General features: G+C 58.0%; 22 protein-coding genes. 7 read left to right on the top strand and 15 right to left on the bottom strand.

Annotation, left to right across the window (positions count from 1 at the left end; all coding sequences use genetic code 11):
- Positions 1-7: 7 nt before the first annotated feature.
- Positions 8-478, bottom strand: coding sequence for a protein CreA (gene creA, locus GNG29_RS03510; protein ID WP_103178190.1), 471 nt, complete (start codon positions 476-478; stop codon positions 8-10).
- Between the two features lie 212 nt (positions 479-690).
- Between creA and robA the strand changes: the two genes are divergently transcribed.
- Positions 691-1560 (top strand): MDR efflux pump AcrAB transcriptional activator RobA, encoded by an 870-nt coding sequence (gene robA / locus GNG29_RS03505; protein ID WP_103178189.1) that lies wholly within the window; start codon positions 691-693, stop codon positions 1558-1560.
- Here robA and gpmB read toward each other — a convergent pair.
- Positions 1557-2204, bottom strand: coding sequence for a 2,3-diphosphoglycerate-dependent phosphoglycerate mutase GpmB (gpmB, locus tag GNG29_RS03500; RefSeq protein WP_103178188.1), 648 nt, complete (start codon positions 2202-2204; stop codon positions 1557-1559). The genes robA and gpmB overlap by 4 nt on opposite strands.
- 49 nt (positions 2205-2253) lie before the next feature.
- Between gpmB and yjjX the strand changes: the two genes are divergently transcribed.
- Entirely contained in the window at positions 2254-2769 is a 516-nt protein-coding gene (yjjX, locus tag GNG29_RS03495; RefSeq protein ID WP_156653893.1) for an inosine/xanthosine triphosphatase, read from the top strand.
- 60 nt (positions 2770-2829) lie between these two features.
- Here the strand turns inward: yjjX and trpR are convergent, their stop codons facing one another.
- Entirely contained in the window at positions 2830-3156 is a 327-nt protein-coding gene (gene trpR, locus GNG29_RS03490) for a trp operon repressor (protein ID WP_103178187.1), read from the bottom strand.
- Positions 3157-3211: 55 nt separating this feature from the next.
- Positions 3212-5149, bottom strand: a complete 1938-nt coding sequence (sltY, locus tag GNG29_RS03485; RefSeq protein ID WP_103178186.1) for a murein transglycosylase — start codon at positions 5147-5149, stop codon at positions 3212-3214.
- Positions 5150-5369: 220 nt separating this feature from the next.
- On the opposite strand from sltY, the gene ettA reads away from it, so the two are divergent.
- Positions 5370-7037, top strand: coding sequence for an energy-dependent translational throttle protein EttA (ettA, locus tag GNG29_RS03480; RefSeq protein WP_103178185.1), 1668 nt, complete (start codon positions 5370-5372; stop codon positions 7035-7037).
- A 107-nt stretch (positions 7038-7144) separates the two neighbouring features.
- Here the strand turns inward: ettA and nadR are convergent, their stop codons facing one another.
- The 3 genes from nadR to serB are packed head-to-tail and all read right to left on the bottom strand — an operon-like array spanning position 7145 to position 10778.
- Positions 7145-8377 (bottom strand): multifunctional transcriptional regulator/nicotinamide-nucleotide adenylyltransferase/ribosylnicotinamide kinase NadR, encoded by a 1233-nt coding sequence (nadR, locus tag GNG29_RS03475; RefSeq protein ID WP_103178184.1) that lies wholly within the window; start codon positions 8375-8377, stop codon positions 7145-7147.
- Positions 8378-8412: 35 nt separating this feature from the next.
- The gene (radA, locus tag GNG29_RS03470) at positions 8413-9798 is read right to left on the bottom strand and encodes a DNA repair protein RadA (protein ID WP_103823183.1); all 1386 of its coding nucleotides are present in this window, start codon (positions 9796-9798) and stop codon (positions 8413-8415) included.
- 11 nt (positions 9799-9809) lie between these two features.
- On the bottom strand, positions 9810-10778 hold the full coding sequence (gene serB / locus GNG29_RS03465; RefSeq protein ID WP_103178182.1) for a phosphoserine phosphatase: 969 nt from the start codon (positions 10776-10778) through the stop codon (positions 9810-9812).
- 122 nt (positions 10779-10900) lie between these two features.
- Here serB and GNG29_RS03460 point away from each other — a divergent pair, with 122 nt between their 5' ends.
- On the top strand, positions 10901-11548 hold the full coding sequence (locus tag GNG29_RS03460) for a YtjB family periplasmic protein (protein ID WP_103178181.1): 648 nt from the start codon (positions 10901-10903) through the stop codon (positions 11546-11548).
- Between the two features lie 35 nt (positions 11549-11583).
- On the top strand, positions 11584-12600 hold the full coding sequence (gene lplA / locus GNG29_RS03455; protein WP_103178180.1) for a lipoate--protein ligase LplA: 1017 nt from the start codon (positions 11584-11586) through the stop codon (positions 12598-12600).
- Positions 12601-12670: 70 nt separating this feature from the next.
- Here the strand turns inward: lplA and yjjJ are convergent, their stop codons facing one another.
- The 5 genes from yjjJ to deoC all read right to left on the bottom strand — a co-directional run bounded on the left by yjjJ (position 12671) and on the right by deoC (position 18464).
- Positions 12671-13999, bottom strand: a complete 1329-nt coding sequence (gene yjjJ, locus GNG29_RS03450) for a type II toxin-antitoxin system HipA family toxin YjjJ (protein ID WP_156653892.1) — start codon at positions 13997-13999, stop codon at positions 12671-12673.
- Positions 14000-14134: 135 nt separating this feature from the next.
- Positions 14135-14857: a purine-nucleoside phosphorylase gene (gene deoD / locus GNG29_RS03445; protein ID WP_103178178.1), complete on the bottom strand. Its 723-nt coding sequence runs from the start codon at positions 14855-14857 to the stop codon at positions 14135-14137.
- A gap of 105 nt (positions 14858-14962) precedes the next feature.
- On the bottom strand, positions 14963-16186 hold the full coding sequence (gene deoB / locus GNG29_RS03440; RefSeq protein ID WP_103178177.1) for a phosphopentomutase: 1224 nt from the start codon (positions 16184-16186) through the stop codon (positions 14963-14965).
- A gap of 51 nt (positions 16187-16237) precedes the next feature.
- On the bottom strand, positions 16238-17560 hold the full coding sequence (gene deoA, locus GNG29_RS03435) for a thymidine phosphorylase (protein WP_103178176.1): 1323 nt from the start codon (positions 17558-17560) through the stop codon (positions 16238-16240).
- A gap of 124 nt (positions 17561-17684) precedes the next feature.
- Complete coding sequence (gene deoC, locus GNG29_RS03430) at positions 17685-18464, bottom strand: deoxyribose-phosphate aldolase (RefSeq protein ID WP_168192000.1); 780 nt, start codon at positions 18462-18464, stop codon at positions 17685-17687.
- 261 nt (positions 18465-18725) lie between these two features.
- Between deoC and GNG29_RS03425 the strand changes: the two genes are divergently transcribed.
- Positions 18726-20276: a YjjI family glycine radical enzyme gene (locus GNG29_RS03425; RefSeq protein ID WP_156653891.1), complete on the top strand. Its 1551-nt coding sequence runs from the start codon at positions 18726-18728 to the stop codon at positions 20274-20276.
- Positions 20248-21108 (top strand): YjjW family glycine radical enzyme activase, encoded by an 861-nt coding sequence (locus tag GNG29_RS03420; protein WP_156653890.1) that lies wholly within the window; start codon positions 20248-20250, stop codon positions 21106-21108. The genes GNG29_RS03425 and GNG29_RS03420 overlap by 29 nt, the downstream gene beginning before the upstream one ends.
- Here GNG29_RS03420 and GNG29_RS03415 read toward each other — a convergent pair.
- The 3 genes from GNG29_RS03415 to GNG29_RS03405 all read right to left on the bottom strand — a co-directional run bounded on the left by GNG29_RS03415 (position 21103) and on the right by GNG29_RS03405 (position 23261).
- Complete coding sequence (locus tag GNG29_RS03415) at positions 21103-21885, bottom strand: TatD family hydrolase (protein WP_103178172.1); 783 nt, start codon at positions 21883-21885, stop codon at positions 21103-21105. The two genes, GNG29_RS03420 and GNG29_RS03415, sit on opposite strands and share 6 nt — an antisense overlap.
- Complete coding sequence (locus GNG29_RS03410; RefSeq protein WP_156653889.1) at positions 21882-22952, bottom strand: patatin family protein; 1071 nt, start codon at positions 22950-22952, stop codon at positions 21882-21884. Before GNG29_RS03410 ends, GNG29_RS03415 begins: the two co-directional genes overlap by 4 nt.
- A 147-nt stretch (positions 22953-23099) precedes the next feature.
- A complete protein-coding gene (locus tag GNG29_RS03405) occupies positions 23100-23261 on the bottom strand; it encodes a DUF1328 domain-containing protein (RefSeq protein ID WP_002887716.1) in 162 nt (53 codons plus the stop codon).
- Between the last annotated feature and the right edge of the window lie 49 nt (positions 23262-23310).

Raw genomic sequence — 23310 nt, 5'->3', positions numbered from 1 at the left:
CCCTGAATTAATGCCACGGCATAATGGGCACCGCGCTCAGCGCGTTCTTAGGTGAACCTTCAACGACCTTATCCGAGTAGGCCAGGTAAGCCAGCGCGTTACGTTTCGCATCATAGAAACGCACCACCTGCAGTTTTTTGAACACCAGCGAGGTGCGTTTCTGGAATACTACATCGCCCTGTGCCTTACCGTTTTTGATCTTGTCGCTCAGCTCAACTGGCCCCACCTGCTGACAAGAGATCGCCGCGTCGGAGGTGTCTTCCGCCAGCCCAAGGCCCCCTTTTATCCCGCCCGTTTTTGCCCGGCTGATATAGCAGGTCACGTTCTTTACATCGGGATCGTCAAAAGCTTCGACAACAATTTTATGGTCCGGCCCGAAAACTTTGAATACGGTATCGACAGAGCCAATCTCCTCGGCCTGCACGGCGCGCCCCACTAATAACAGCAGCGTCATAACGATCAATGTCTTGTATTTCATATTGTTACCATATTTGAAGATTGAACCGCGTAATTATTCAACAATGATATAAAAAAAGCAGCAAGATCACAGCATTAGAAAATATCTCCCTGGATAACAAGGAAAATCGCATTTAAGCGCAAAAAAAACACTGAATGCTAAAACATCAAAAAATGCTATTATCCGCTAACCTGTTAGCAGGGTATCTGCTGTTTAAAGGATGAGGATAGTATATGGATCAGGCTGGAATTATTCGCGATCTTCTTACCTGGCTGGAAGGCCATCTGGATCAGCCGTTGTCACTCGATAATGTGTCGGCAAAAGCGGGATATTCTAAGTGGCATTTACAGCGGATGTTTAAGGATGTCACCGGTCATGCCATTGGCGCCTATATCCGCGCACGTCGCCTCTCCAAGTCCGCCGTGGCGCTTCGCCTGACTGCGCGTCCAATTCTGGATATCGCCTTACAGTACCGCTTTGATTCACAGCAGACCTTTACCCGCGCGTTCAAAAAACAGTTCTCGTTGACCCCTGCGCTCTACCGCCGCTCCCCGGACTGGAGTTCATTCGGTATGTGCCCGCCGCTGCGCCTTGGCGAGTTCACCCTGCCTCAGCATGAGTTCGTCACTCTGCCAGAGACGCATCTGGTCGGCACGACGCAAAGCTACTCCTGCTCGCTGGAACAGATCTCCGAATTCCGTCATCAGATGCGGGTTCAGTTCTGGCGTGATTTCCTCAGCCATGCGCCGGCCATTCCGCCGCTGCTGTATGGCCTGAACGAGACGCGTCCAAGCCTGGAAAAAGATGACGAGCAGGAAGTGTTCTATACCACCGCATTAACGCCGGAAATGGCCAATGGCTATATTCAGGGGTCGAAACCGGTCGTGCTGGAAGGCGGCGAATATGTGATGTTCACCTATGAAGGGCTGGGTACCGGCGTGCAGGACTTTATCATGACGGTGTACGGCACCTGTATGCCGATGCTGAACCTGAACCGCAGAAAGGGGCAGGATATTGAGCGTTACTATCCGTCAACGGATGTGAGACCGGAAGAACGCCCAATCGACCTGCGCTGCGAATACCTGATTCCTATCCGCCGTTAACGCTGTAGCTCATCTAACGCAGGGGCATCGAGATGCGAGATATCCCCTGCCATCTCCACAATCCAGCCTGAAGCCAGCCACGGACTTTGCTGATAGTCGATGCGGGAAAGCGAGCAGTTACGCAGACGCAGGCGGCGTTCAGCCCAGGCCGGAAGCCCAAGGATGGTGCTGACCAGACAACCCAACGCCATCCCGTGACTCACCAGCAATGGCCGACTGCCCTCGGGAAGATCCAGACAGGCTGCCAGCGCCGCATGCATCCGCTCGCTCAGCTCCAGCATGGATTCGCCTTGTGGAATTCGGCCATCTTCGCTGCCGTTGACCAGCGTACGACGCCAGGACTCTTCTTCTTCCGTCAGGGTATCGATAAGACGCTGTTCCAGCACCCCCATATCCAGCTCACGCAGGCGGGCATCCACGGTGACATCGCAGCCGCAGGCCTGCGCGATAATCTCCGCTGTGCGTCGCGTGCGACCTAAATCGCTGGCGATGATGTGGGTGATGCCCAATGTTTTGGCACGTTCGCCAACCTGCCAGGCCTGATGTTCGCCCTTGGCAGTGAGTGGACTGTCTGACTGGCCTTGAATACGTCGCTCGGCGTTCCACTGCGTTTCACCGTGGCGAACAAGGTATACCTGTAACATGCTTTTTTTCCGTTATACTGCGATGATATTTTTAGAGTTAGGCTTAATTATGCACCAGGTTGTCTCTGCTACCACTAATCCTGCCAAAATTCAGGCAATTCTAAGGGCATTTGACGAGATCTTCGGCGAAGGATCCTGCCATATTGAATCCCTCAACGTCGAGAGCGGCGTCCCGGAACAGCCAATCGGCAGCGAAGAAACCCGCGCTGGCGCACGTAACCGCGTGGCGAATGCCCGGCTTGCACGTCCACAGGCTGACTTTTGGGTCGCCATTGAAGCCGGGATCGACGAAGGGAGCACCTTCAGTTGGGTGGTGATCGAGAGCGCTGAACAGCGCGGCGAAGCCCGCTCCGCCACCCTGCCGCTCCCGGAGGTGATTCTGGATAAAGTGCGCGAAGGGGAAGCCCTTGGGCCGGTGATGTCGAAATACACCGGCATTGATGAGATTGGGCGCAAAGAGGGGGCGATTGGGGTCTTTACCGCCGGGGCGCTGACGCGCTCAAGCGTTTACCATCAGGCGGTGATCCTGGCGTTAAGTCCGTTTCATAACGCGATATACAGGTAATTACGCCTTATCCGGCCTACGGTACACACGTCTTGTGTAGGCCTGATAAGCGCAGCGCCATCAGGCGTTTTTCAGCAGCACCTGCTCCAGCCACTGGCGCAATTCAACCGGCGCCGATTTCAGGCTGTTCGATCCGCGGGTGATGGTGGCGATCCCCGCCCCCAGCTCGCTTTTCAGTTCGCGCTGGCTCATCTCACCGCGCAGCAGCTCCTCGATGATCCGCACCCGGGTGCCCAGCGCCTCGCGCTCGTCGGGGGTCAGCATCAGCTGCAGCAGCGGCAGATGCAGATCCTGTTCATAAGACTGACGAAGCAGCTCCACAAAACGAAGCCACTCCTGATGACGTTGCTCGGCCATCGCCGATGAATAAGGGGAATGCTGGGTCATGTTATGCCGCCTTTCGTACTCTTAAACGAGTACAAGCATAACATAACCCCACCGATCAGTAACGTCGCTGCCACTCACTGTCGCTCATCAGGGTATCTTTCTCTCCCATGAAGTAGCGATAGTAAGCATCATACGCCAGGACGTTCTTCACATAGCCGCGGGTTTCTGAGAACGGAATGCTCTCGACAAACGCCACCGCGTCAATGCGGCCGGCACTGTTGCCAAGCCAGGTGCGCACGCGGCCCGGACCGGCGTTATAGGCCGCCGAGGCGAAGATACGGTTATCGCCGAACTGATCGTAGACGCTCTGCAGATAGGTGGTGCCAATATTGATATTGGTCTCCGGATCCAGCAGCTGCGACGGGCTGGTGTAACCCGGGATACTAAACTTCTTCACCGTATGGGCGGCGGTGGCGGGCATCACCTGCATCAGACCGCTGGCCCCCACCGGCGAGCGCACTTTCGGGTTCCAGGCGCTCTCCTGACGGGCAATCGCCATCGCATAGCTCTGCGGGATAGTTTTGCCGCGGGTATAGCGTTCGAACAGATCCTTATAGGCCAGCGGGAAACGCTCCTCAAGATGATCCCACAGCTTACCGGCGATCGTCGCCTGGACGCTGAGATCCCACCAGTGATTATCAAAGGCATAGCGCGCCAGCTGCGCTTTTTCGTCGACGGTGCGGCTGGTGACCAGGTTCGCCCATTCGCTGCGGGCGGTGTTGTCCAGATTCCAGTACATCAGCTCGCGCACCCGCGCCATCTCCGGCCCATTTACCAGAGCCGCGTTGACGCCGGACGGCGCTTTATCAATCTTTAAGGTGTACTCCTCGCCGAGTCGCTGGGCCGCGACCATCGGATAGAAACCGCGCTGCTGCATCAGGCTGTGCAGAATGGATTTCGCCTCCTCCTCACGCCCCCGCTCCAGCAGAAGATCCGCCTGCCAGTAGCGCCATTCATCCTTCTCTTTCGCCTCCATCGGCAAGCGCGCCAGCCAGGTATTCAGGCCGCGGCGATCGCCGTTGCCCAGCGCCATGCGCACGCGGCGCTCCACCAGCGAGGTGGACTGGGAACGCATGATGGCGTCATCGCGCCAGCGCGCCTGTTCATCGGTGACATCGCTGCCCATCAGTCGCCACGCCACGATATCGCGCAGCTCCTGGGTCTGATCCTCATTGAGCTGCTGCGCCTGGGCAAGGGATGGGATCATCAACCGGGCGTTTTCCACGTCGTCCCGCGCCACGCTGGTGAACGCCACTGCCGCCATCTGGCGGGTAAAATCGGTGGCGCCCGTGGTGCGGGCAAAGTCCATCACCGTCTTCGGATCGTTCGCCAGCTGGATCAGCGCGCTGGAGATGGTCTGATACTCCGGCGGCATCTGTCCGGCGAGCGCGGTCACCAGACGGGTGTTGCCCGCTTTCATCGCCAGACGGATGCGCTCCAGATACGCTAAAGGATCCTGCTTGCCGGAGGCGCGCCAGGCGCCGAACAGCGAGTCGCAGGCGTTGGGCTGGCTTTTACCGGTGAGCCATAGCGCTTTGGCGCCGTTCCAGGCCTCTTCCTGCTGGCCTGTCGCCCACTTCGCGTAGTAGTAGTTACACTGCGCTTCGGTGGTACCGGGTTTTTCAGGGCTAAAGGCCAGCAGGCCGCGCCAGTCTTCACGGCGGGCCAGCTCGTTGACAAAGCGCGACTGTAGGGTACGCGCCGGAGGCAGCGTCGGGTTGGCCTGGATAAAGTTTTGGACGGTGATCGTCGGCTGGTTCATCAGATCGTCGGTGAGCTGGCGGTATTCCAGATAGGGGTAGAGCGGGTAATCTTTCAACGTCGGCATCAAGGCCTGCACCGTCTCCATCTGTCGCTGATCCCATGCCTGTTTAATCTGGGCATAGCGGTTACGTTGTTCATCCAGTGAATCGGCTCGCGCCGCGCTGCTGATGGTCAGCACGCAGACGCTGGCAGCCAACAGTCGCCAGCCCACTTGTTTGGCTTTTACCACACGCTCATCCTCTGTTAATCGTCATTAAATGCAGCATCGTGCCGCGCAAAAACGTAATTAACTTATGCTAACCAGGCATCCCGCAACGCGCCACGTTACCGACACATTTTTACCTTTCTTGCGCGTTTTAACACTCCTGCCGTCGATGGCTGGGATTAGGCGGGGAAAAAGGCTACACTTCGCCACTATTCTCATCACGATAAAAGAGGCGAAGTCCAACGTGGCTCAATTCGTTTATACCATGCATCGTGTCGGCAAAGTGGTACCGCCGAAACGTCATATTCTTAAAAATATCTCGCTGAGCTTCTTCCCGGGCGCAAAAATTGGTGTGCTGGGTCTCAACGGTGCCGGTAAGTCCACCTTGCTGCGCATCATGGCGGGCATCGATACAGAGATCGAAGGTGAAGCCCGTCCGCAGCCTGGCCTTAAAATCGGTTACCTGCCCCAGGAACCGCAGCTGAACCCGGAGCACACCGTTCGTGAATCTGTTGAAGAAGCCGTTTCCGAAGTGGTTAACGCGCTGAAAGGTCTGGACGAGGTGTACGCGAAGTACGCAGAGCCGGATGCAGACTTCGATAAGCTCGCGGCCCAGCAGGGTAAATATGAAGAGATCATCCAGGCACACGACGGTCATAACCTGAACGTGCAGCTGGAGCGTGCGGCCGATGCCCTGCGCCTGCCAGACTGGGATGCAAAAATCGCCAACCTCTCCGGTGGTGAGCGCCGCCGCGTGGCGCTGTGCCGTCTGCTGCTGGAAAAGCCAGACATGCTGCTGCTCGACGAACCCACCAACCACCTGGATGCGGAATCTGTGGCGTGGCTGGAACGCTTCCTGCACGACTTCGAAGGCACCGTGGTGGCGATCACCCACGACCGTTACTTCCTTGATAACGTTGCCGGCTGGATCCTGGAGCTGGACCGCGGGGAAGGTATTCCGTGGGAAGGTAACTACTCCTCCTGGCTGGAGCAGAAAGACCAGCGTCTGGCGCAGGAAGCCTCTCAGGAAGCGGCCCGTCGCAAATCCATTGAGAAAGAGCTGGAGTGGGTTCGTCAGGGCACTAAAGGCCGTCAGTCTAAGGGCAAAGCCCGTCTGGCGCGCTTCGAAGAGCTGAACAACACCGAATACCAGAAACGTAACGAAACCAACGAACTGTTTATTCCACCTGGAGCCCGTCTGGGTGACAAAGTGGTTGAAGTCAGCAACCTGCGTAAATCCTACGGCGATCGCGTGCTGATCGACGATCTGAGCTTCTCGGTACCGAAAGGCGCGATCGTCGGCATCATCGGTCCGAACGGCGCGGGTAAATCGACCCTGTTCCGCATGATGTCCGGTCAGGAACAGCCTGACAGCGGCACCATCACCCTCGGCGAAACCGTGAAGCTGGCCTCCGTGGATCAGTTCCGCGACGCAATGGATAACAGCAAAACCGTCTGGGAAGAAGTTTCCGGCGGCCTGGATATCATGCGTATCGGCAACACCGAAATGCCAAGCCGCGCCTATGTGGGCCGCTTTAACTTTAAAGGGGTTGATCAGGGTAAACGCGTGGGCGAGCTGTCCGGCGGTGAGCGTGGTCGTCTGCATCTGGCAAAACTGCTGCAGGTTGGCGGTAACATGCTGCTGCTCGATGAACCGACCAACGACCTCGACATCGAAACCCTGCGCGCGCTGGAAAACGCCCTGCTGGAGTTCCCGGGCTGCGCCATGGTGATCTCCCACGACCGTTGGTTCCTCGACCGTATCGCAACCCACATTCTGGATTATCAGGATGAGGGTAAAGTGGAGTTCTTCGAAGGTAACTTCACCGAATACGAAGAGTACAAGAAACGCACGCTGGGCGCCGACGCGCTGGAGCCAAAGCGTATCAAGTACAAGCGTATCGCCAAGTAAAGGCAAAACGGCAACCCACGGGTTGCCGTTTTTATGTGTGCCGGGTGGCGGCTTCGCCTTACCCGGCCTACGGTTTTGTCGGCCCGGCAAACAGAGCGGCAAAGGGCTTACCCCTTCTCGCCCATCATCTCTTTCACCAGCTCCACGCAGCGCAGGAATCGGTTGTCATAGTCCGCCTCTTCCACATGCACAAAGTCGATATTATTCGCTTCAAGCATCTCCACCAGCATGGTCTGGAACTCTCTCCTGTCCACCGAGCTGCCCAGGCTGCGCATCCCGTCCGCCACCCAGGGGGTGTTGTTCTCCAGCAGGATCACTAAGTCGAAGCGGTACTCGTCGATCAGCGCCTGCACAAACGGGTGCTCGCGCCCTTCATATTTTTTACAGAACGCCTGGGTAGTGACGAAATCGGTATCGACAAACGCCACTTTATTGGCGTATTTCACCGCAAAATCAATGTACTGGGCGTGCCCCAGTGCAATCTTGTCGTAGTCGGAATATTGCAGCGCCATCTCGTCGCCGCCGAGGTGCGAGAAGACGTAATCCCGGCCATACTCCCAGGCGCTGGTGGTGTTGAAGATGTTCGCCAGCTTGTTGACCAGCGTGGACTTACCGCTGGACTCACCACCGAGGATCGCCACGGTGCGCACGAAGAACGGCTTCACTTCCGTCGGGATGTACTCCCAGTAGCGGAACGGATTTTCGCGGATCTGGGCGCCACTGATATTCATAAAGGTGCGTTTAGGGTCGATCAGCACCGTTTCGGTGCCCAGATGTTCGGGATATTGCGAAGCGTCAGACTCTTCAGAGGTGTAGATCCAGTTTGGCTGGATCCCTTTCTCTTCCATAAAGGCTTTTATACCGTTGCTCCAGACATCCCAGCCGTGGGGATAGGGCTCCATCCCCTCTTCATTAAAGGCATGTATGCGGATGTTTTTCTGGTACTTGAAGGTCTGAAGCAGCCAGCGCAGGCGGTCCGGGACGGTGGGCTGCTGGGACATGGCGCTCGCTTCAAACAGCTCGCGGTCGCGCTTGTCGTCGTAGCCCATGATGATGTGCAGCTCGTCCACCTGGCTACAGGCGCGCTGGATGAGGTAGATATGCCCGGTATGCAGCGGATAAAACTTGCCGAACACCACGCCGATGTTCTTCTGCATACGTGGAAATTCAAGCCCCAGAAAGCGGTGCAGCGCTTCCAGCTTTTGCGCGCTGGGGCTTTTGATTTTGGCATTCAGCAGCTGGCTTAAATAGCCCTTGGTCATACCGCTGGCTTCCGCCACCTGCTGCAAGGTGCAGCCTTTCTGGCGGATCGCGGTCTTAATATAGTCAAACGACGACATAAATTACGGTGCCTCCTGCAACATCGAATAGATAATTATAAGTCGTCAAAGACATTTAACGCATCAGCAAGTTTTTTCACGCCAAAGACCTTCATCCCTTCCGGCACTTTTTTCGGCACGTTGGCGGCAGGCACAATCGCCCGGCGGAAGCCATGTTTTGCCGCCTCGGAGATGCGCTCCTGACCACTCGGTACCGGGCGGATTTCGCCAGCCAGACCGACCTCGCCAAAGACCACCAGATCCTGCGGCAACGGACGGTCGCGCAGGCTGGAGACCATCGCCAGCAGCAGCGCCAGGTCGGCACTGGTTTCGGTGACCTTCACGCCGCCGACCACGTTGACAAACACATCCTGATCCGCCATCTGCAGGCCGCCGTGACGGTGCAGCACCGCCAGCAAAATTGCCAGACGGTTTTGCTCCAGCCCCACCGCCACGCGACGGGGATTGCCCATCATCGAGTGATCGACCAGAGCCTGGATCTCCACCAGCAGCGGGCGCGTCCCTTCCCAGACCACCATTACCGAGCTGCCGGAGGTGACTTCGTCGCCGCGGCTCAGGAAGATGGCGGACGGGTTGCTCACTTCACGCAGCCCCTGCTCGGTCATGGCAAAGACGCCCAACTCATTCACCGCGCCAAAGCGGTTCTTATGGCTGCGCAGGGTACGGAAACGGGTATCGGCATCGCCATCCAGCATCACGGAGCAGTCGATACAGTGCTCCAGCACTTTCGGCCCCGCCAGGGCGCCATCTTTGGTGACGTGGCCGACCATGATGATCGCCACGCCGCGCGTTTTCGCAAAGCGCGTCAGGTAGGCGGCAGTTTCGCGCACCTGGGCGACGCTCCCCGGCGACGACTGGATATCGGCCATGTGCATCACCTGAATGGAGTCGATCACCATCAGCTTCGGCTGCTCTTCTTCAGCAATCATGCAGATCTGCTCGATGCTGGTTTCAGAGAGCATATTCAGCTCGCTGGTGGGCAGCCCCAGCCGGTGGGCACGCATCGCCACCTGCTGCAGCGACTCCTCCCCGGTGACGTAGAGTGTTTTCATCTGCGCCGCCAGCTTGCAGAGGGTTTGCAGCAGCAGGGTCGATTTCCCGGCGCCCGGGTTTCCGCCAATCAGAATGGCGCTGCCCGGCACCACGCCGCCGCCCAGCACCCGGTCAAACTCTTTAAAACCGGTTGAGAAGCGCGGCAGGGCTTCAAGGCTGATGTCTGAGAGCTTCTGGACTTTCGATACACCTGCGTTGCCCGCATAACCGCTCAGACGCTCGTTACGGGCAACGGTGGGTGAAGCGGCAACTCCGCGCACTTCGGTGATGGTGTTCCAGGCATGACAGGCGCTGCACTGCCCCTGCCAGCGCGGATAATCCGCACCGCATTCATTACAGACAAATGCGCGTTTTGGAGCTTTCGCCACGTTTTACCTCTTTATTTCTGGTTTACGCTGCCAGAGAGAATGCAGAACACCCCCATCAGGTCAGCATGACGGATAGTGACTTCCGTCTTTTCATTCACTGTCGGTTTGGCATGGTAGGCGATACCAAGCCCGGCCACTTTAATCATCGGCAGATCGTTCGCGCCGTCGCCAATGGCCACCGTCTGGGCAACCGGGATCTCATATTTTTCCGCCAGACGCGTCAGGGTGTTGGCCTTGAACTGGGCATCAACGATATCGCCAACCACGTTTCCGGTCAGTTTGCCGTCGCGGATCTCAAGCTCGTTGGCGACCACCGCGTCCAGGCGCAGCTTGTCACGCAGATACTCGGCAAAGAAGGTGAACCCGCCGGAGGCGATGGCCACTTTCCAGCCCAGGGTTTCCAGCTTCAGCACCAGCTGCACCAGCCCCGGCATCAGGGGGAGCTTTTCCCGGACCTGCATCAGGATATTCGCGTCGGCATCTTTCAGGGTCGCCACGCGCTGTTTCAGGCTGGCGGTGAAGTCCAGTTCGCCGCGCATGGCCCGTTCGGTCACTTCGGCCACCATCTCGCCAGTACCCGCCAGTTTAGCAATTTCGTCGATGCACTCGATCTGGATGGCGGTTGAATCCATGTCCATCACCAGCAAGCCCGGCGTTTTCAGATGCGGGATTTTACCCAACGGCGCGACATCGAGACCCGCATCATGCGCCAGACGGGTGGCTCGCTGGGTCAGGGAACCGGCCAGACGGATCACCTGATAATCTTCCACACACCAGGCTGCCACGATCACCATTGCCGCGCCCAGCTTGCGCTGATACGTCGTTAACTGCTGTTTATCCAGGCCGCGTCCATACAGCAGCCAGCCGCTACGACCAGCATGGTAATCCAGTGGCATTACCTCATCACCACTTAATGAGAGCGGCAATCCTGGCCAGAGAGAGAGATCATTGGGCAGGTCGCACCAGGTAATGTTTGGCATTAAAGCTCCTGTAAAATCGTTCGCGCCGGGAATCATCCAGGGGAGGGAAAATAACGCATGAGGCTACCTTGTAACCATCACTTCTGGCAACATTAACCCCGAAAATTTTCAGCAGGTGGAATATGGCTCGTGCAAAACTGAAATTCCGGCTTCATCGTGCCGTGATTGTCCTCTCCTGTCTCGCCCTGTTAGTGGCGCTGATGCAGGGCGCATCGTGGTTCAGCCAGAATCATCAACGGCAGCGTAATCCGCAGCTTGAAGAGCTGGCGCACACCCTTGCGCGTCAGGTGTCGCTCAACATCGCCCCGCTGATGCGCACCGAAACGCCGGATGAAAAGCGCATCACCCAGGTGCTGCATCTTCTGACGGAAGAGAGCCGCATCCTGGATGCCAGCGTTTACGATGAAGAAGGAGCCCTCATTGCCCGCTCCGGCGAGCATGTCGACGTGCGCGACAGGCTGGCGCTGGATGGTAAAAAAGCGGGCGGCTACTTTAACCAGCAGCTGGTGGAGCCGATTCAGGGTAAAAACGGCCCGCTCGGCTATCTGCGTCTGACGCTCGACACCCATACCCTGGCCACCGAGGCCAAGCAGGTGGATAACACCACCAATATTCTGCGCCTGATGCTGCTGTTGTCGCTGGCGATCGGCGTGGTGCTGACCCGCACGCTGCTGCAGGGCAAACGCACCCGCTGGCAGCAGTCGCCATTCCTGCTCACCGCCAGTAAATCGGTGCCTGAAGAGGAAGAGAGCGAAAAGAAAAGCGAGTGATTGAGTCGATAACCGTTTCAGGAAAGGAAATCTGCATGTCTACATTGCGTCTGCTTATCTCAGATTCATACGATCCCTGGTTTAACCTTGCGGTAGAAGAGTGCATCTTCCGCCAGATGCCCGCCACGCAGCGGGTGCTGTTCCTGTGGCGCAACGCCGACACGGTGGTCATTGGCCGGGCGCAAAACCCGTGGAAAGAGTGCAACACGCGGCGCATGGAAGAGGACAACGTGCGCCTGGCCCGTCGCAGCAGCGGCGGCGGCGCGGTATTCCACGACCTCGGCAACACCTGCTTTACCTTTATGGCCGGAAAGCCGGAGTACGACAAAACCATCTCCACCAGCATCGTACTGAACGCGCTGCAGGCGCTGGGGGCCACGGCGGAAGCCTCCGGGCGCAACGACCTGGTGGTAAAAACAGATGAAGGTGACCGGAAGGTCTCCGGCTCGGCCTATCGCGAAACGATGGACCGGGGTTTCCATCACGGCACCCTGTTATTAAATGCCGATCTCAGCCGCCTGGCGAACTACCTCAATCCCGACCAGAAAAAGTTGCAGGCCAAGGGCATTACCTCCGTGCGCGGGCGGGTTGCCAATCTGGTGGATCTGCTGCCGGGCATCACCCATGAGCGGATCTGCGATGCTATCCGCGAGGCGTTTTTTGCCCATTACGGCGAGCGGGTTGAAGCCGAACTCATTTCACCTGACAAGACGCCGGATCTGCCGAACTTTGCCGAAACCTTTGCCCGCCAGAGCAGCTGGGAGTGGAACTTCGGTCAGGCGCCTGCCTTCTCGCACCTGCTGGATGAGCGCTTTACGTGGGGCGGCGTGGAGCTGCACTTCGACGTCGAGAAGGGCCATATCTCGCGTACCCAGGTCTTTACCGACAGCCTGAACCCGGCGCCGCTAGAGGCGCTGGCGGCGCGTCTGCAGGGCTGTTTGTACCGTGCGGATAGGCTGCAACAAGAGTGCGATGCCCTGATCGGCGATTTCCCGGAACAGGAAAAAGAGCTGCGGGAGCTGTCAGCCTGGATTGCACGGGCGGTACGGTAATAAAAAAGCCCGCTTGCGCGGGCCTGTAACCGTAGGCCGGGTAAGGCGAAGCCGCCACCCGGCAGAACATTCACGCCATTCTCTGGACCATTACCGCAATATCGCTTAACCGCGTTTTCATCCCCGCGGCGATCGTGCGGAAATTTTCACTTATCCGCTTTTCATCCATCACCTGCTGCCAGAATTGTGCCGCCAGTGGCAGGGCAAATTCCCATGCCTGACGCGATATTGTGCTATCGAAACGCAACTCGCACGCTTCTTCCCGCATCATACCCGCGCTGGAAGGCGCAAACGCCATGGGCAACATGTCATAAACCGGGGCAAGGGATAACGGGAACGCGGAATAGTAAAAAGAGAGGTTCCCCGCGTGCATATCGCTGTTAGCGATAAGGCGCCCAAACGCCCATATCTTTTCGACCTGTCCCGCAGCGGTTGCCTCTACGATGCCAGCCTGCACGAGCTTCTCAACCGTGTGCGGCCATGCTCCGCTCGCGGTGACAAATTCACTTTGTACCGCCTCAAGGGAGAGGATGGCGCGTCTGCCCGTGACGCCTTCGCAGTCAAAGCGTTTAGCCTCAAGAAAAACCTGGCCGCTTTCCCCTTGTAGCGCGATGGCATCGCTTGCCGCGAGCCCTGCCCGGGTAAGCGTGCTGTGCGCGATAGCCTCGGCAAACAGCAGATCGCCCCATCGTACAGAGACTGCGCTACTTTGTGGCGCAGTAAACTTGACCAGCATATGCGCGTCACCCGTTGCCGTTTGGACAAAGCAGGAGAACTTGGGTTGTTCCCCACCCGCAGAAGAACCTACGATCTCCCCTGCCAGCGCCTCCCGGGATAGCTGCGCATAGACCCGGTTTTTTTGAAAGTCGGTAATGGGCTGCGGAGGGGTTGCACAGAGCCAACGTTGGTAGTTCTTCTCACCCACCAGCCAACCACCGGAATGCTCACCAGGAAACTGGCTAAGGGCATAAAGCACATCGCTTTCCTGCCAGAGACGAATATCTTCCGGCAGCGAGAATTGCTGTGCCAGGCGGCGGCCCCACGCCCGTCCTAAAAAACCCTGAGGGCGAAGGTCGGTCAGATACCAGGGAAGACTATCAAACCATTGCCATTGCCCATCAGCCTGTAGCACAAGGCAGCTTCCCTGCGGCCAGGTGGGGTAAATCTCCCCGCCTTTGATGGCCCGACCCTCAGCATTCACTTGCCAGAAAGGAAATACGCTGATGCCCCGCACAGGGCGCAGCAGGGCGTAGCGCGTGGCGCGCGCTTTTCCAAACTGGATCACCTGTTGCTGGGTAGCCACCAGACGCGAAAATGTCGCCTGGCTGATGCCCAGATGCTGGCGAAGCTCAGGCGCTCCACGCGGGCCCTGTAGCAGCAGATCATTAATCGCTGTCATCAGTGAATGGTTTCATGAATAGATACTTGAATAAATTTCATAGCATATTCAGATGAAATGTAAAGAAAAATGCGGAGGTTGGATGTGAAAGGTGAATAGATAAAAAACGGGGGCAGAACGCCCCCGCAGTAAATCTTACTCTTTATCGCCCAGCAGAACGGATTCCAGCGCGATCTTGATCATGTCGTTGAAAGTGGTCTGACGCTCAGCGGCAGTGGTCTGCTCGTGAGTACGGATGTGGTCAGACACGGTGCAGATGGTCAGGGCTTTCGCACCGAACTCAGCCGCCACACCGTAGATACCCGCCGCTTCCATCTCCACGCCCAGGATGCCATATTTCTCCATCACGTCGAACATCTCGCCGCCGTCTGGCGCGTAGAAGAGGTCCGCAGAGAAGATGTTGCCCACGCGCGCGTCCACGCCCAGCGCTTTGGCGGCGTCAACGGCGTTACGCACCATATCAAAGTCGGCAATCGCCGCGAAGTCATGATCTTTGAAACGCATGCGGTTAACTTTGGAGTCGGTGCAGGCGCCCATGCCGATCACGATGTCACGCAGCTTAACGTCCATGCGCACGGCACCACAGGAGCCGACGCGGATGATTTTCTTCACGCCGAAATCGGTGATCAGCTCTTTGGTGTAGATGGAGCAGGATGGGATACCCATGCCGTGACCCATAACGGAAATTTTGCGGCCTTTGTAGGTACCGGTGAAGCCCAGCATGCCGCGAACGTTGTTCACTTCACGCACATCTTCGAGGAAGGTTTCGGCGATGTGCTTCGCGCGCAGCGGGTCGCCCGGCATCAATACGACGTCAGCGAAATCACCCATCTCTGCATTAATGTGAGGAGTTGCCATCTTCAGTTCCCTTATTAGTATGTTGTTTTGCCGGGCGGCGGCTGCGCCTTACCCGGCCTACAAAAAACGTAGGCCCGGCAAGCCACGCGCCGCCGGGCAGCGTCATCAGAACATGGCTTTGCCATATTCCATGTCAGACGTACCAAAGTATTTTGCAATCGTCTGGCCGATATCCGCGAAAGTTTCACGATGGCCCAGAGAGCCTGGTTTCACTTTCGGACCGTAGACCAGCACCGGAATGTGCTCGCGGGTGTGGTCGGTACCGGTCCAGGTTGGGTCGCAGCCGTGGTCGGCGGTCAGGATCAGAATGTCATCTTCACCCACCAGCTCCATCAGCTCCGGCAGACGGCGGTCGAACAGCTCCAGACCGGCAGCATAACCCGCAACATCGCGACGGTGGCCCCAGGAGGAGTCGAAGTCCACGAAGTTGGTAAAGACGATGGTGTTATCACCCGCCTCTTTCATCTCTTTGACGGTGGCGTCGAACAGCGCATCCAGACCGGTGGCTTTCACTTTTTTGGTGATGCCGCAGTTGGCGTAGATATCGGCGATCTTACCGACAGAGACCACCTGGCCCCCTTTCTCATCAACCAGTTTCTGCAGCACGGTCGGCGCTGGCGGTTCAACGGCCAGGTCGTGACGGTTACCGGTACGCTGGAAGTTGCCCGGCTTGTCACCCACAAACGGACGCGCGATCACGCGGCCAATGTTGTAGCCGCCTTCGGTCAGCTCTTCACGGGCGATTTCGCACAGCTCGTACAGGCGATCCAGACCAAAGGTCTCTTCGTGGCAGGCAATCTGGAACACAGAGTCAGCGGAGGTGTAGAAAATCGGCTTCCCGGTTTTCATGTGCTCTTCGCCGAGCTGATCCAGAATGACGGTACCGGAAGAGTGGCAGTTGCCGAGGTAACCCGGCAGGTTCGCACGCTCAACCAGCTTATCGAGCAGCTCCTGCGGGAAGCTGTTTTCGTGATCGGAGAAATAGCCCCAGTCAAACAGAACCGGCACACCGGCGATTTCCCAGTGACCTGACGGGGTGTCTTTCCCGGAAGAGAGCTCGTGCGCCCAGGCGTACGCGCCCACCACTTCCGCGTTAGCGTCCATACCGGCGGCAACGTTGCCGGTAGAACCTTCGTGGGCCTTAACCAGACCCAGGCGGGTCAGGTTTGGCAGATTCAGAGGGCCCTGACGACCGTTGTTCGCTTCGCCTTTTGCACAGGCTTCAGCAATGTGACCCATGGTGTCTGCACCGTTGTCACCAAAGCGATCTGCATCTTCTGTAGCGCCGATGCCGAAAGAGTCCAGCACCATAATAAATGCACGTTTCATATGTTCTCCGTACTCAGTGCTTCATAAAAAAGCGATCAGATCAGTATACCGCTATTCGGTAATACGACGATAGACCGAAGGCGAGCTTTCTGGGGCATTATCTGCCAGGGTAATGGCCGCTTTCACCGCTTTCGCCGCCTCCTGCCAGCTGTTTTCATCCTTCGCATGGATCACCGCCAGCGGACGTTGACCGTCAACGCTGTCGCCCAGACGGGCCATATCGGTGAAGCCGACGCTGTAATCAATGCTGTCGGAAGCCTGACGACGACCGCCGCCCATCGACACCACCGCCATCCCCAGCGCGCGGGTGTCCATTGCCGAGACAAAGCCTTCGGTATCCGCATAGACCGCTTTGCTGAGCATCGCGGTAGGCAGGTATTTGGCGTAGTTTTCCACGAAGTCGGTCGGGCCTTTTTGCGCCGCCACCATGCGGCCAAAGATCTCCGCCGCTTTGCCGTTGTCCAGCACCGCCTGCAACTTCGCGCGGGCGTCGGCGTCATCTTTCGCCAGCTTACCGGAGATCAACATCTCGACGCACAGCGCCATGGTGACGTCAAACAGACGCGGGTTACGGTACTCACCGGTCAGGAACTGCACCGCTTCGCGGACTTCGACCGCGTTACCCGCGCTGGAGGCGAGCACCTGGTTCATATCGGTAAGCAGCGCGGTGGTGCGCACCCCAGCGCCGTTAGCCACGCCAACAATCGCTTCGGCAAGCTGGGCTGAGAGTTCGTAAGTCGGCATAAAGGCGCCGCTGCCCACTTTGACGTCCATCACCAGCGCATCCAGCCCTTCGGCCAGCTTCTTGGCGAGGATCGAGGCGGTGATCAGCGGGATGGAATCGACGGTCGCGGTAATGTCACGCGTGGCGTAAAAACGCTTATCCGCCGGGGCAAGGGAGCTGGTCTGGCCGATAATCGCCACACCCACATCTTTAATGATGTCGCGGAAGCGATTGTCATCCGGGAAGATATCGAAGCCCGGAATGGCTTCCAGTTTGTCGAGCGTGCCGCCGGTATGACCGAGGCCGCGCCCGGAAATCATAGGAATGTAGCCGCCGCAGGCAGCGACCATTGGCCCCAGCATCAGCGAGGTGACATCACCCACGCCGCCGGTGGAGTGTTTGTCCACGATTGGGCCATTAAGGTTAAGGCCTTTCCAGTCCAGAACGGTTCCTGAATCCCGCATTGCCATGGTCAGCGACACGCGCTCCGGCATCGCCATATCGTGGAAGAAAATGGTCATCGCCAGGGCGGCAATCTGCCCTTCAGAGATGGTATTGTCGCGAATGCCGTTGATAAAGAAACGGATCTCTTCGTCGCTTAAAGCATGACCATCACGTTTTTTACGAATAATTTCTTGTGCGAGAAACAAAATAACCCCCTGAGGAAGTGAGTCGAAGGCTAACCGTAGGCCGGGTAAGCGTAGCGCCACCCGGCGAAGCGGAATAACGCCGGAGGGCGGCTACGCCTTATCCGGCTTACAACGAGTAGTGCTATTAGTAGCTGCTTGCGCTCTTACCGTCGCCGTGACCCAGCGCTTTCAGCAGGCTCGCCAGCAGGCTGGATGCGCCAAAACGGTAGTGACGGGCATCGGCCCAGTCGGCACCGAACAGCTCATCGGCAATCGCCAGGAACTGCTGCGCATCTTCTGCGGTACGCACGCCGCCCGCCGGTTTGAAGCCCACGGTTTTTTCCACGCCCATGTCGCGGATCACTTCCATCATGATGCGTGCGCTTTCCGGAGTGGCGTTCACCGGCACTTTACCGGTGGAGGTTTTAATGAAGTCTGCCCCGGCTTTGATGGAGATTTCAGACGCTTTGCGAATCAGCGCCTCCTCTTTCAGTTCGCCGGTTTCGATGATCACTTTCAGCAGTACGTTTGCCGCGGCGCAGGCCTCTTTACAGGCTTTCACCAGATCGAAACCGACCTGCTCGTTACCCGCAATCAGCGCGCGGTACGGGAAGACCACATCCACTTCATCAGCGCCATAGGCAATGGCGGCGCGGGTTTCGGCCAGCGCGATCTCGATGTCGTCGTTGCCGTGCGGGAAGTTCGTCACCGTGGCAATACGCACCTCCGGCGTGCCCTGCTCTTTCAGGGTCTTACGCGCGATGGGAATGAAACGCGGGTAGATACAGACAGCCGCGGTGGTGCCCACCGGGGTTTTCGCCTGATGACACAGCGCGATCACTTTTTCGTTGGTGTCGTCGTCATTCAGGGTGGTCAGATCCATCAGTTTCAGTGCGCGCAGGCTGCTGGCGGTTAAATCGGTCATAACATTCTCCGGGCGTATAGCCGTAAAATTTCACCTTGCGGGTCTGTGAGTATTCTAACATTCACCCGCATTCTCACTTCGACATTCATCACAGTTAATGAAAAATGCATACAAATTTGCATTACCGTAATGCGATCAACTTCAAATAATTAAGCTGCAACTGCGGATTAAAGCGTCAGGCACCCGCGCAGGATCAAAGGCAGCAGGCGGGACTCTTTTTACACTCTTCCTCTGTCCATGCAGAACAATAAGGAAGCGACAATGTCCCTCTCCACACCCGCCGCCCTGCAACAACGTTGCCAGAAAATTGTGACAAGCCCGATGTTAAGCCCCGAACAAAAACGCCATTTTCTGGCGCTGGAGGCGGAAAACAACCTGCCCTATCCCGCGCTGGATAACGATGCGCGCCTGGCGCTGGCCGGGGGGTTTATCTGCGATATGTTTGAAGGCCACGCGCCTTACAAACCGCGCTACGTGTTGCCCGACTATGCGCTGTTCCTGAAACAGGGTTCGGCGTGGCTGGAGCTGGAGGGCGCTCAGGATCTGGATGATGCGCTGTCGCTGCTGACAATCCTTTATCACCATGTTCCCTCCGTCACCGGCATGCCGGTCTTTCTCGGCCATCTCGATACGCTGTTGCAGCCGTATGTTAAAATTCTAACACAAGAAGAAATCGATATTCGAATAAAACGTTTCTGGCGCTACCTCGATCGCACCCTGCCTGATGCCTTCGTCCATGCCAATATCGGCCCGGCAGAGGGGCCAGTCACGCGCGCCATCTTACGTGCCGATGCAGAGCTTAAGCAGGTTTCACCCAACCTTACCTTTATTTATGATCCGGATATCACCCCGGATTCCCTGCTGCTGGAGGTGGCGAAAAACATCTGCGAATGCAGCAAGCCGCACATTGCCAACGGTCCGGTGAATGATAAAATTTTCACAAAAAAGGGCTACGGTGTGGTCAGCTGTTACAACTCGCTGCCGCTGGCGGGCGGAGGCAGCACCCTGGTGCGCCTCAACCTGAAAGCCATCGCCGAACAGAGCGAGACGGTGGAGGCGTTCTTTACCTGCACCCTGCCGCACTACTGCCAGCAGCAGATAGCCATTATCGATGCGCGCTGCGACTTCCTGTACCAGCGTTCCGGCTTCTTTGAGCATAGCTTCCTGGTTAAAGAAGGGCTGATCGATCCCGACAGCTTTGTGCCGATGTTCGGTATGTATGGCCTGGCTGAGGCGGTGAACGTGCTGTGTGAAAAGGCCGGGATCAACGGGCGCTACGGCCAGGATGACCAGGCTAATGCGCTGGGATATCGCATCAGCGAACAGCTGGCAGCGTTCGTGGAAGCGACCCCGGTTAAACATGGCTGGAAAAAACGCGCCATGCTGCATGCCCAGTCGGGGATCAGTTCCGATGTGGGCACCACGCCGGGGGCGCGTCTGCCGTATGGGGACGAGCCCGACCCCATCAACCACCTGCTGGTGGTGGCCCCGCATCACCGTCACTATCACGCCGGGATCAGCGACATCCTGACGCTGGATGAAACCGTGAAACGCAATCCGCAGGCGGTGGTGGAACTCTGTCTGGGTGCCTTCCGCGCCGGAATGCGTGAATTCAGTGCCAACGTGTCGGGCAACGATCTGGTTCGCGTGACGGGCTATATGGTGCGGCTGTCCGAGCTGGAAAAATATCGCGCAGAAGGTTCCCGCACCAACACCACCTGGCTGGGAGAAGAGGCCGCCCGCAACACCCGCATTCTGGAGCGCCAGCCGCGCGTGATAAGCCATGAACAACAGATGCGCTTTAGTCAGTAAGGTTATCCCGTTCTCCTGCGTCGACGGGCCCGGCAGCCGCCTGGCCCTGTTTCTGCAGGGATGTAACCTGCGCTGCAAAACCTGCCACAACCCGTGGACAATAGGGCGTTGCAACGACTGCGCCGCCTGCGTGCCGCACTGCCCGCATGAGGCGCTGAACGTTCAGGCCGGGCGCGTCTGGTGGGATGAGGCGCATTGCCAGCAGTGCGACACCTGCCTGCAAATGTGCCCGCAGCAGGCGACGCCTATGGCGCAGCGCTATAGTGTGGAAGAGATGGTGGCGCAGATCCGCAAGGTCGCGCCGTTTATCTCCGGCATTACCGTCAGCGGCGGGGAGGCCACCACTCAGCTGCCGTTTCTGGTGGCGCTGTTTTCGAGGCTAAAAGCCGATCCGCAGCTACAGCATCTGACCTGCCTGGTGGACAGCAACGGCCTGCTAAGCGAAACCGGCTGGCAGAAACTGCTCCCGGTGTTTGATGGCGCGATGGTGGATCTCAAGGCCTGGGGTAATGAACACCACCGCTATCTGACCGGACGCGAAAACCCCCTCATCAAGCACAGCATCCGCTGGCTGGCAGCGCACAGCCGGCTGAGCGAGCTGCGCCTGCTGGTGATCCCGGATCGCTGTGATTACCTGACGCACCGTCGCGAACTGATCAAATTTATCCGCCAGTTGGGGGATGTTCCCGTCAGGATCAACGCCTTTCACGCGCACGGCGTCTATGGCGAAGCCCGGCACTGGCGCAGCGCAACGGCTGAGGATGTTGAGCCCCTGGCGCAGCTGCTGGAGCGCGAGCAGATCAGCGTGATCCGCCCGGCGCTCTATCTATAGCGACAGGCCGAACAGCGCGCGGGTATTGTCCAGCAGCGCCTGGGCGATCTCCTCCGCGGGCTCCGGGCGCAGTTCACACAGGGTGGTAAAGACCCTTGCCGCCTGCTCCGGGCGGTTCGGCTGCCCCTGAAACCCGTTGAGCGGCATATCCGGGGCATCGGTTTCCAGCACCAGCGCGGAGAGGGGGAGCTGCGCCATCACCTCACGGGTTTTGTTGGCGCGGGGATAGGTAATGGTGCCGCCGACGCCAATGTTATAGCCCAACGCCACAAAGCGCTGCGCCTGTTGCAGGCTGCCGGCAAAGCCGTGTACCACCCCGGTACGCGGCAGATTGTGGCGCTTAAGGTGCATCGCCAGCTTGTCATGGGTGCGCCGGGAGTGGAGGATCACCGGCAGATCGTAGCGTTTGGCCAGCTTCAGCTGCGCATCGAGGATCGTCTCCTGCCGCTCGAAGTGAGGATCCTCGCGATAGAGATCGAGGCCGATCTCCCCCACCGCCACCAGCCTTTCCGGACGTGCCGCGAGCGCCGCCTCCAGCTTTTCCAGATCGGCATCCTGATGGTTTTCGATCACAATCGGATGCAGACCCAGCGCCATATAGAGCGCCGGGTAGCGCGCGCCGAGATCCAGCACGCGATCGATGCTCGCCGCATCAATGGCCGGCACCACGATCGCCATAACCCCCGCTCCGGCGGCACGCTGGATGCTGGCGGGCTCATCGCCGGTGAAGGGAGAAAAATCAAAGTGGCAATGGGTATCAATAAAGCGGTAAGTCACGCCAGATCCTCATTATCAAACAGAGTGTCGTTCGCCTGCGGGGCATCGATTAACGGTGTGGCAACAACATCGTTGGCCACGCTTGCCGGGGGAACCACCACCGTAGCAGGGGCGATGATCCGCTGATGGCGGCGCAGCGGTGGACGCTCGGCCAGCATTTTGCCCACCGTCGCCAGGAAATAGCGTCCGCACAGACGCCCGGTTTTGTAATCGTCCCGCAGGGCCGGTACGCGGCTGCCCAGCGCCATGCTGTTGAGCGGCTTTGGCGGATAGATTTCAAAGATCCTCAGTTTACCCGGTGGTTTTTCAATAAACTGCTGGATGGCGTGATAGCTCGCCTCATGGTGCGACACCAGATTGAGCATCGGTTGCAGACTGCTTTCACCCAGCCAGCGTTCCATCCGCTTAAACCACTGCGGCGTATAGTACATCTGCGAGGGCACGGTGCGGATCACCACAATGGTGTTTGCCCCCCGCCGGGCCGCTTCCTGCACCGGGACCGCATCGCTGACACCACCATCGAGATAGCTTATCCCATCCAGCAGCGCCCCCGTCCGGTAGAAGCCGGGGATGGCGCTGGTGGCGCGAAGAATATCGAGCCAGGTCTCTTTTTGCGGCGAAAAATAGCTCGCCGAGTAGTCGTCGCCGCGGCAGGCGCACATCCAGAAGGCTTTGCCGGTATCGAACAGGCGCGAGGCGTTGTCCATCGCCAGCGGCATTTTGCTTGCGGTAGCATCCAGCAGCCAGTCGAGATCGATAAGGTTGCCGCCACGCACAAAGCGCAACGGATTGAAGAAGTCGCGGGAGGTGGTGTAACGCATGATCACTTTGCGGGCGTAGCCCGGCTGATTACAGACGTAGGCCGAGAGGTTCTGCGCCCCGGCGGAGGTGCCAAAATAGAGATCGAACGGGTTAAATTGCGCACGCATAAACTCATCCAGCACGCCAGCCGTGAAGATCCCTCGCTGCCCACCCCCTTCGCAAACCAGCGCAATCTGGCCTGGCCGAAAGGGTTTCAGTGCTAACGGCGCAATATTGCCGAGCGTAACCGGAATTCGCTGCCCCACCTCTGCTTTCCTGTTTTTTATTTGTTATGTCACTACACAGTAGCCTACACCGGCGGGTTTCCCAAACAGGATGTATGCGAAAAGGTCAGCCAAAGAAAAAGGCCCATGCTTAACATGGGCCTTTTCATCAACATACGGTTACCTGAGCTATGGACGACGACGTCCGGTGAACAGGCTTACCAGGAACAGGATAATACCGACGACGAAGACAATTTTCGCCGCGCCCGCCGCGGTACCCGCCAGACCACCAAAACCCAGAGCGGCGGCAATTAACGCGATAACCAGAAAAATGATGCCCCAACGAAACATATGACTCTCCTTTACCATAGTTAATGTCGACCGCATGGTGAGCGCTCAG

Origin of the sequence: Leclercia sp. Colony189, from assembly GCF_009740165.1 — a bacterium.
Taxonomy (GTDB): Bacteria; Pseudomonadota; Gammaproteobacteria; order Enterobacterales; family Enterobacteriaceae; genus Enterobacter.
This window is presented reverse-complemented; position numbering and strand designations above follow the sequence as displayed.

Excerpts from the sequence above, each read along its gene's own strand:
- creA (WP_103178190.1), bottom strand. The coding sequence starts at position 478 with ATGAAATACAAGACATTGATCGTTATGACGCTGCTGTTATTAGTGGGG.
- robA (WP_103178189.1), top strand. The coding sequence starts at position 691 with ATGGATCAGGCTGGAATTATTCGCGATCTTCTTACCTGGCTGGAAGGC.
- gpmB (WP_103178188.1), bottom strand. The coding sequence starts at position 2,204 with ATGTTACAGGTATACCTTGTTCGCCACGGTGAAACGCAGTGGAACGCC.
- yjjX (WP_156653893.1), top strand. The coding sequence starts at position 2,254 with ATGCACCAGGTTGTCTCTGCTACCACTAATCCTGCCAAAATTCAGGCA.
- trpR (WP_103178187.1), bottom strand. The coding sequence starts at position 3,156 with ATGACCCAGCATTCCCCTTATTCATCGGCGATGGCCGAGCAACGTCAT.
- nadR (WP_103178184.1), bottom strand. The coding sequence starts at position 8,377 with ATGTCGTCGTTTGACTATATTAAGACCGCGATCCGCCAGAAAGGCTGC.
- serB (WP_103178182.1), bottom strand. The coding sequence starts at position 10,778 with ATGCCAAACATTACCTGGTGCGACCTGCCCAATGATCTCTCTCTCTGG.
- GNG29_RS03460 (WP_103178181.1), top strand. The coding sequence starts at position 10,901 with ATGGCTCGTGCAAAACTGAAATTCCGGCTTCATCGTGCCGTGATTGTC.
- lplA (WP_103178180.1), top strand. The coding sequence starts at position 11,584 with ATGTCTACATTGCGTCTGCTTATCTCAGATTCATACGATCCCTGGTTT.
- yjjJ (WP_156653892.1), bottom strand. The coding sequence starts at position 13,999 with ATGACAGCGATTAATGATCTGCTGCTACAGGGCCCGCGTGGAGCGCCT.
- deoD (WP_103178178.1), bottom strand. The coding sequence starts at position 14,857 with ATGGCAACTCCTCACATTAATGCAGAGATGGGTGATTTCGCTGACGTC.
- deoB (WP_103178177.1), bottom strand. The coding sequence starts at position 16,186 with ATGAAACGTGCATTTATTATGGTGCTGGACTCTTTCGGCATCGGCGCT.
- deoC (WP_168192000.1), bottom strand. The coding sequence starts at position 18,464 with ATGACCGATTTAACCGCCAGCAGCCTGCGCGCACTGAAACTGATGGAT.
- GNG29_RS03425 (WP_156653891.1), top strand. The coding sequence starts at position 18,726 with ATGTCCCTCTCCACACCCGCCGCCCTGCAACAACGTTGCCAGAAAATT.
- GNG29_RS03420 (WP_156653890.1), top strand. The coding sequence starts at position 20,248 with ATGAACAACAGATGCGCTTTAGTCAGTAAGGTTATCCCGTTCTCCTGC.
- GNG29_RS03405 (WP_002887716.1), bottom strand. The coding sequence starts at position 23,261 with ATGTTTCGTTGGGGCATCATTTTTCTGGTTATCGCGTTAATTGCCGCC.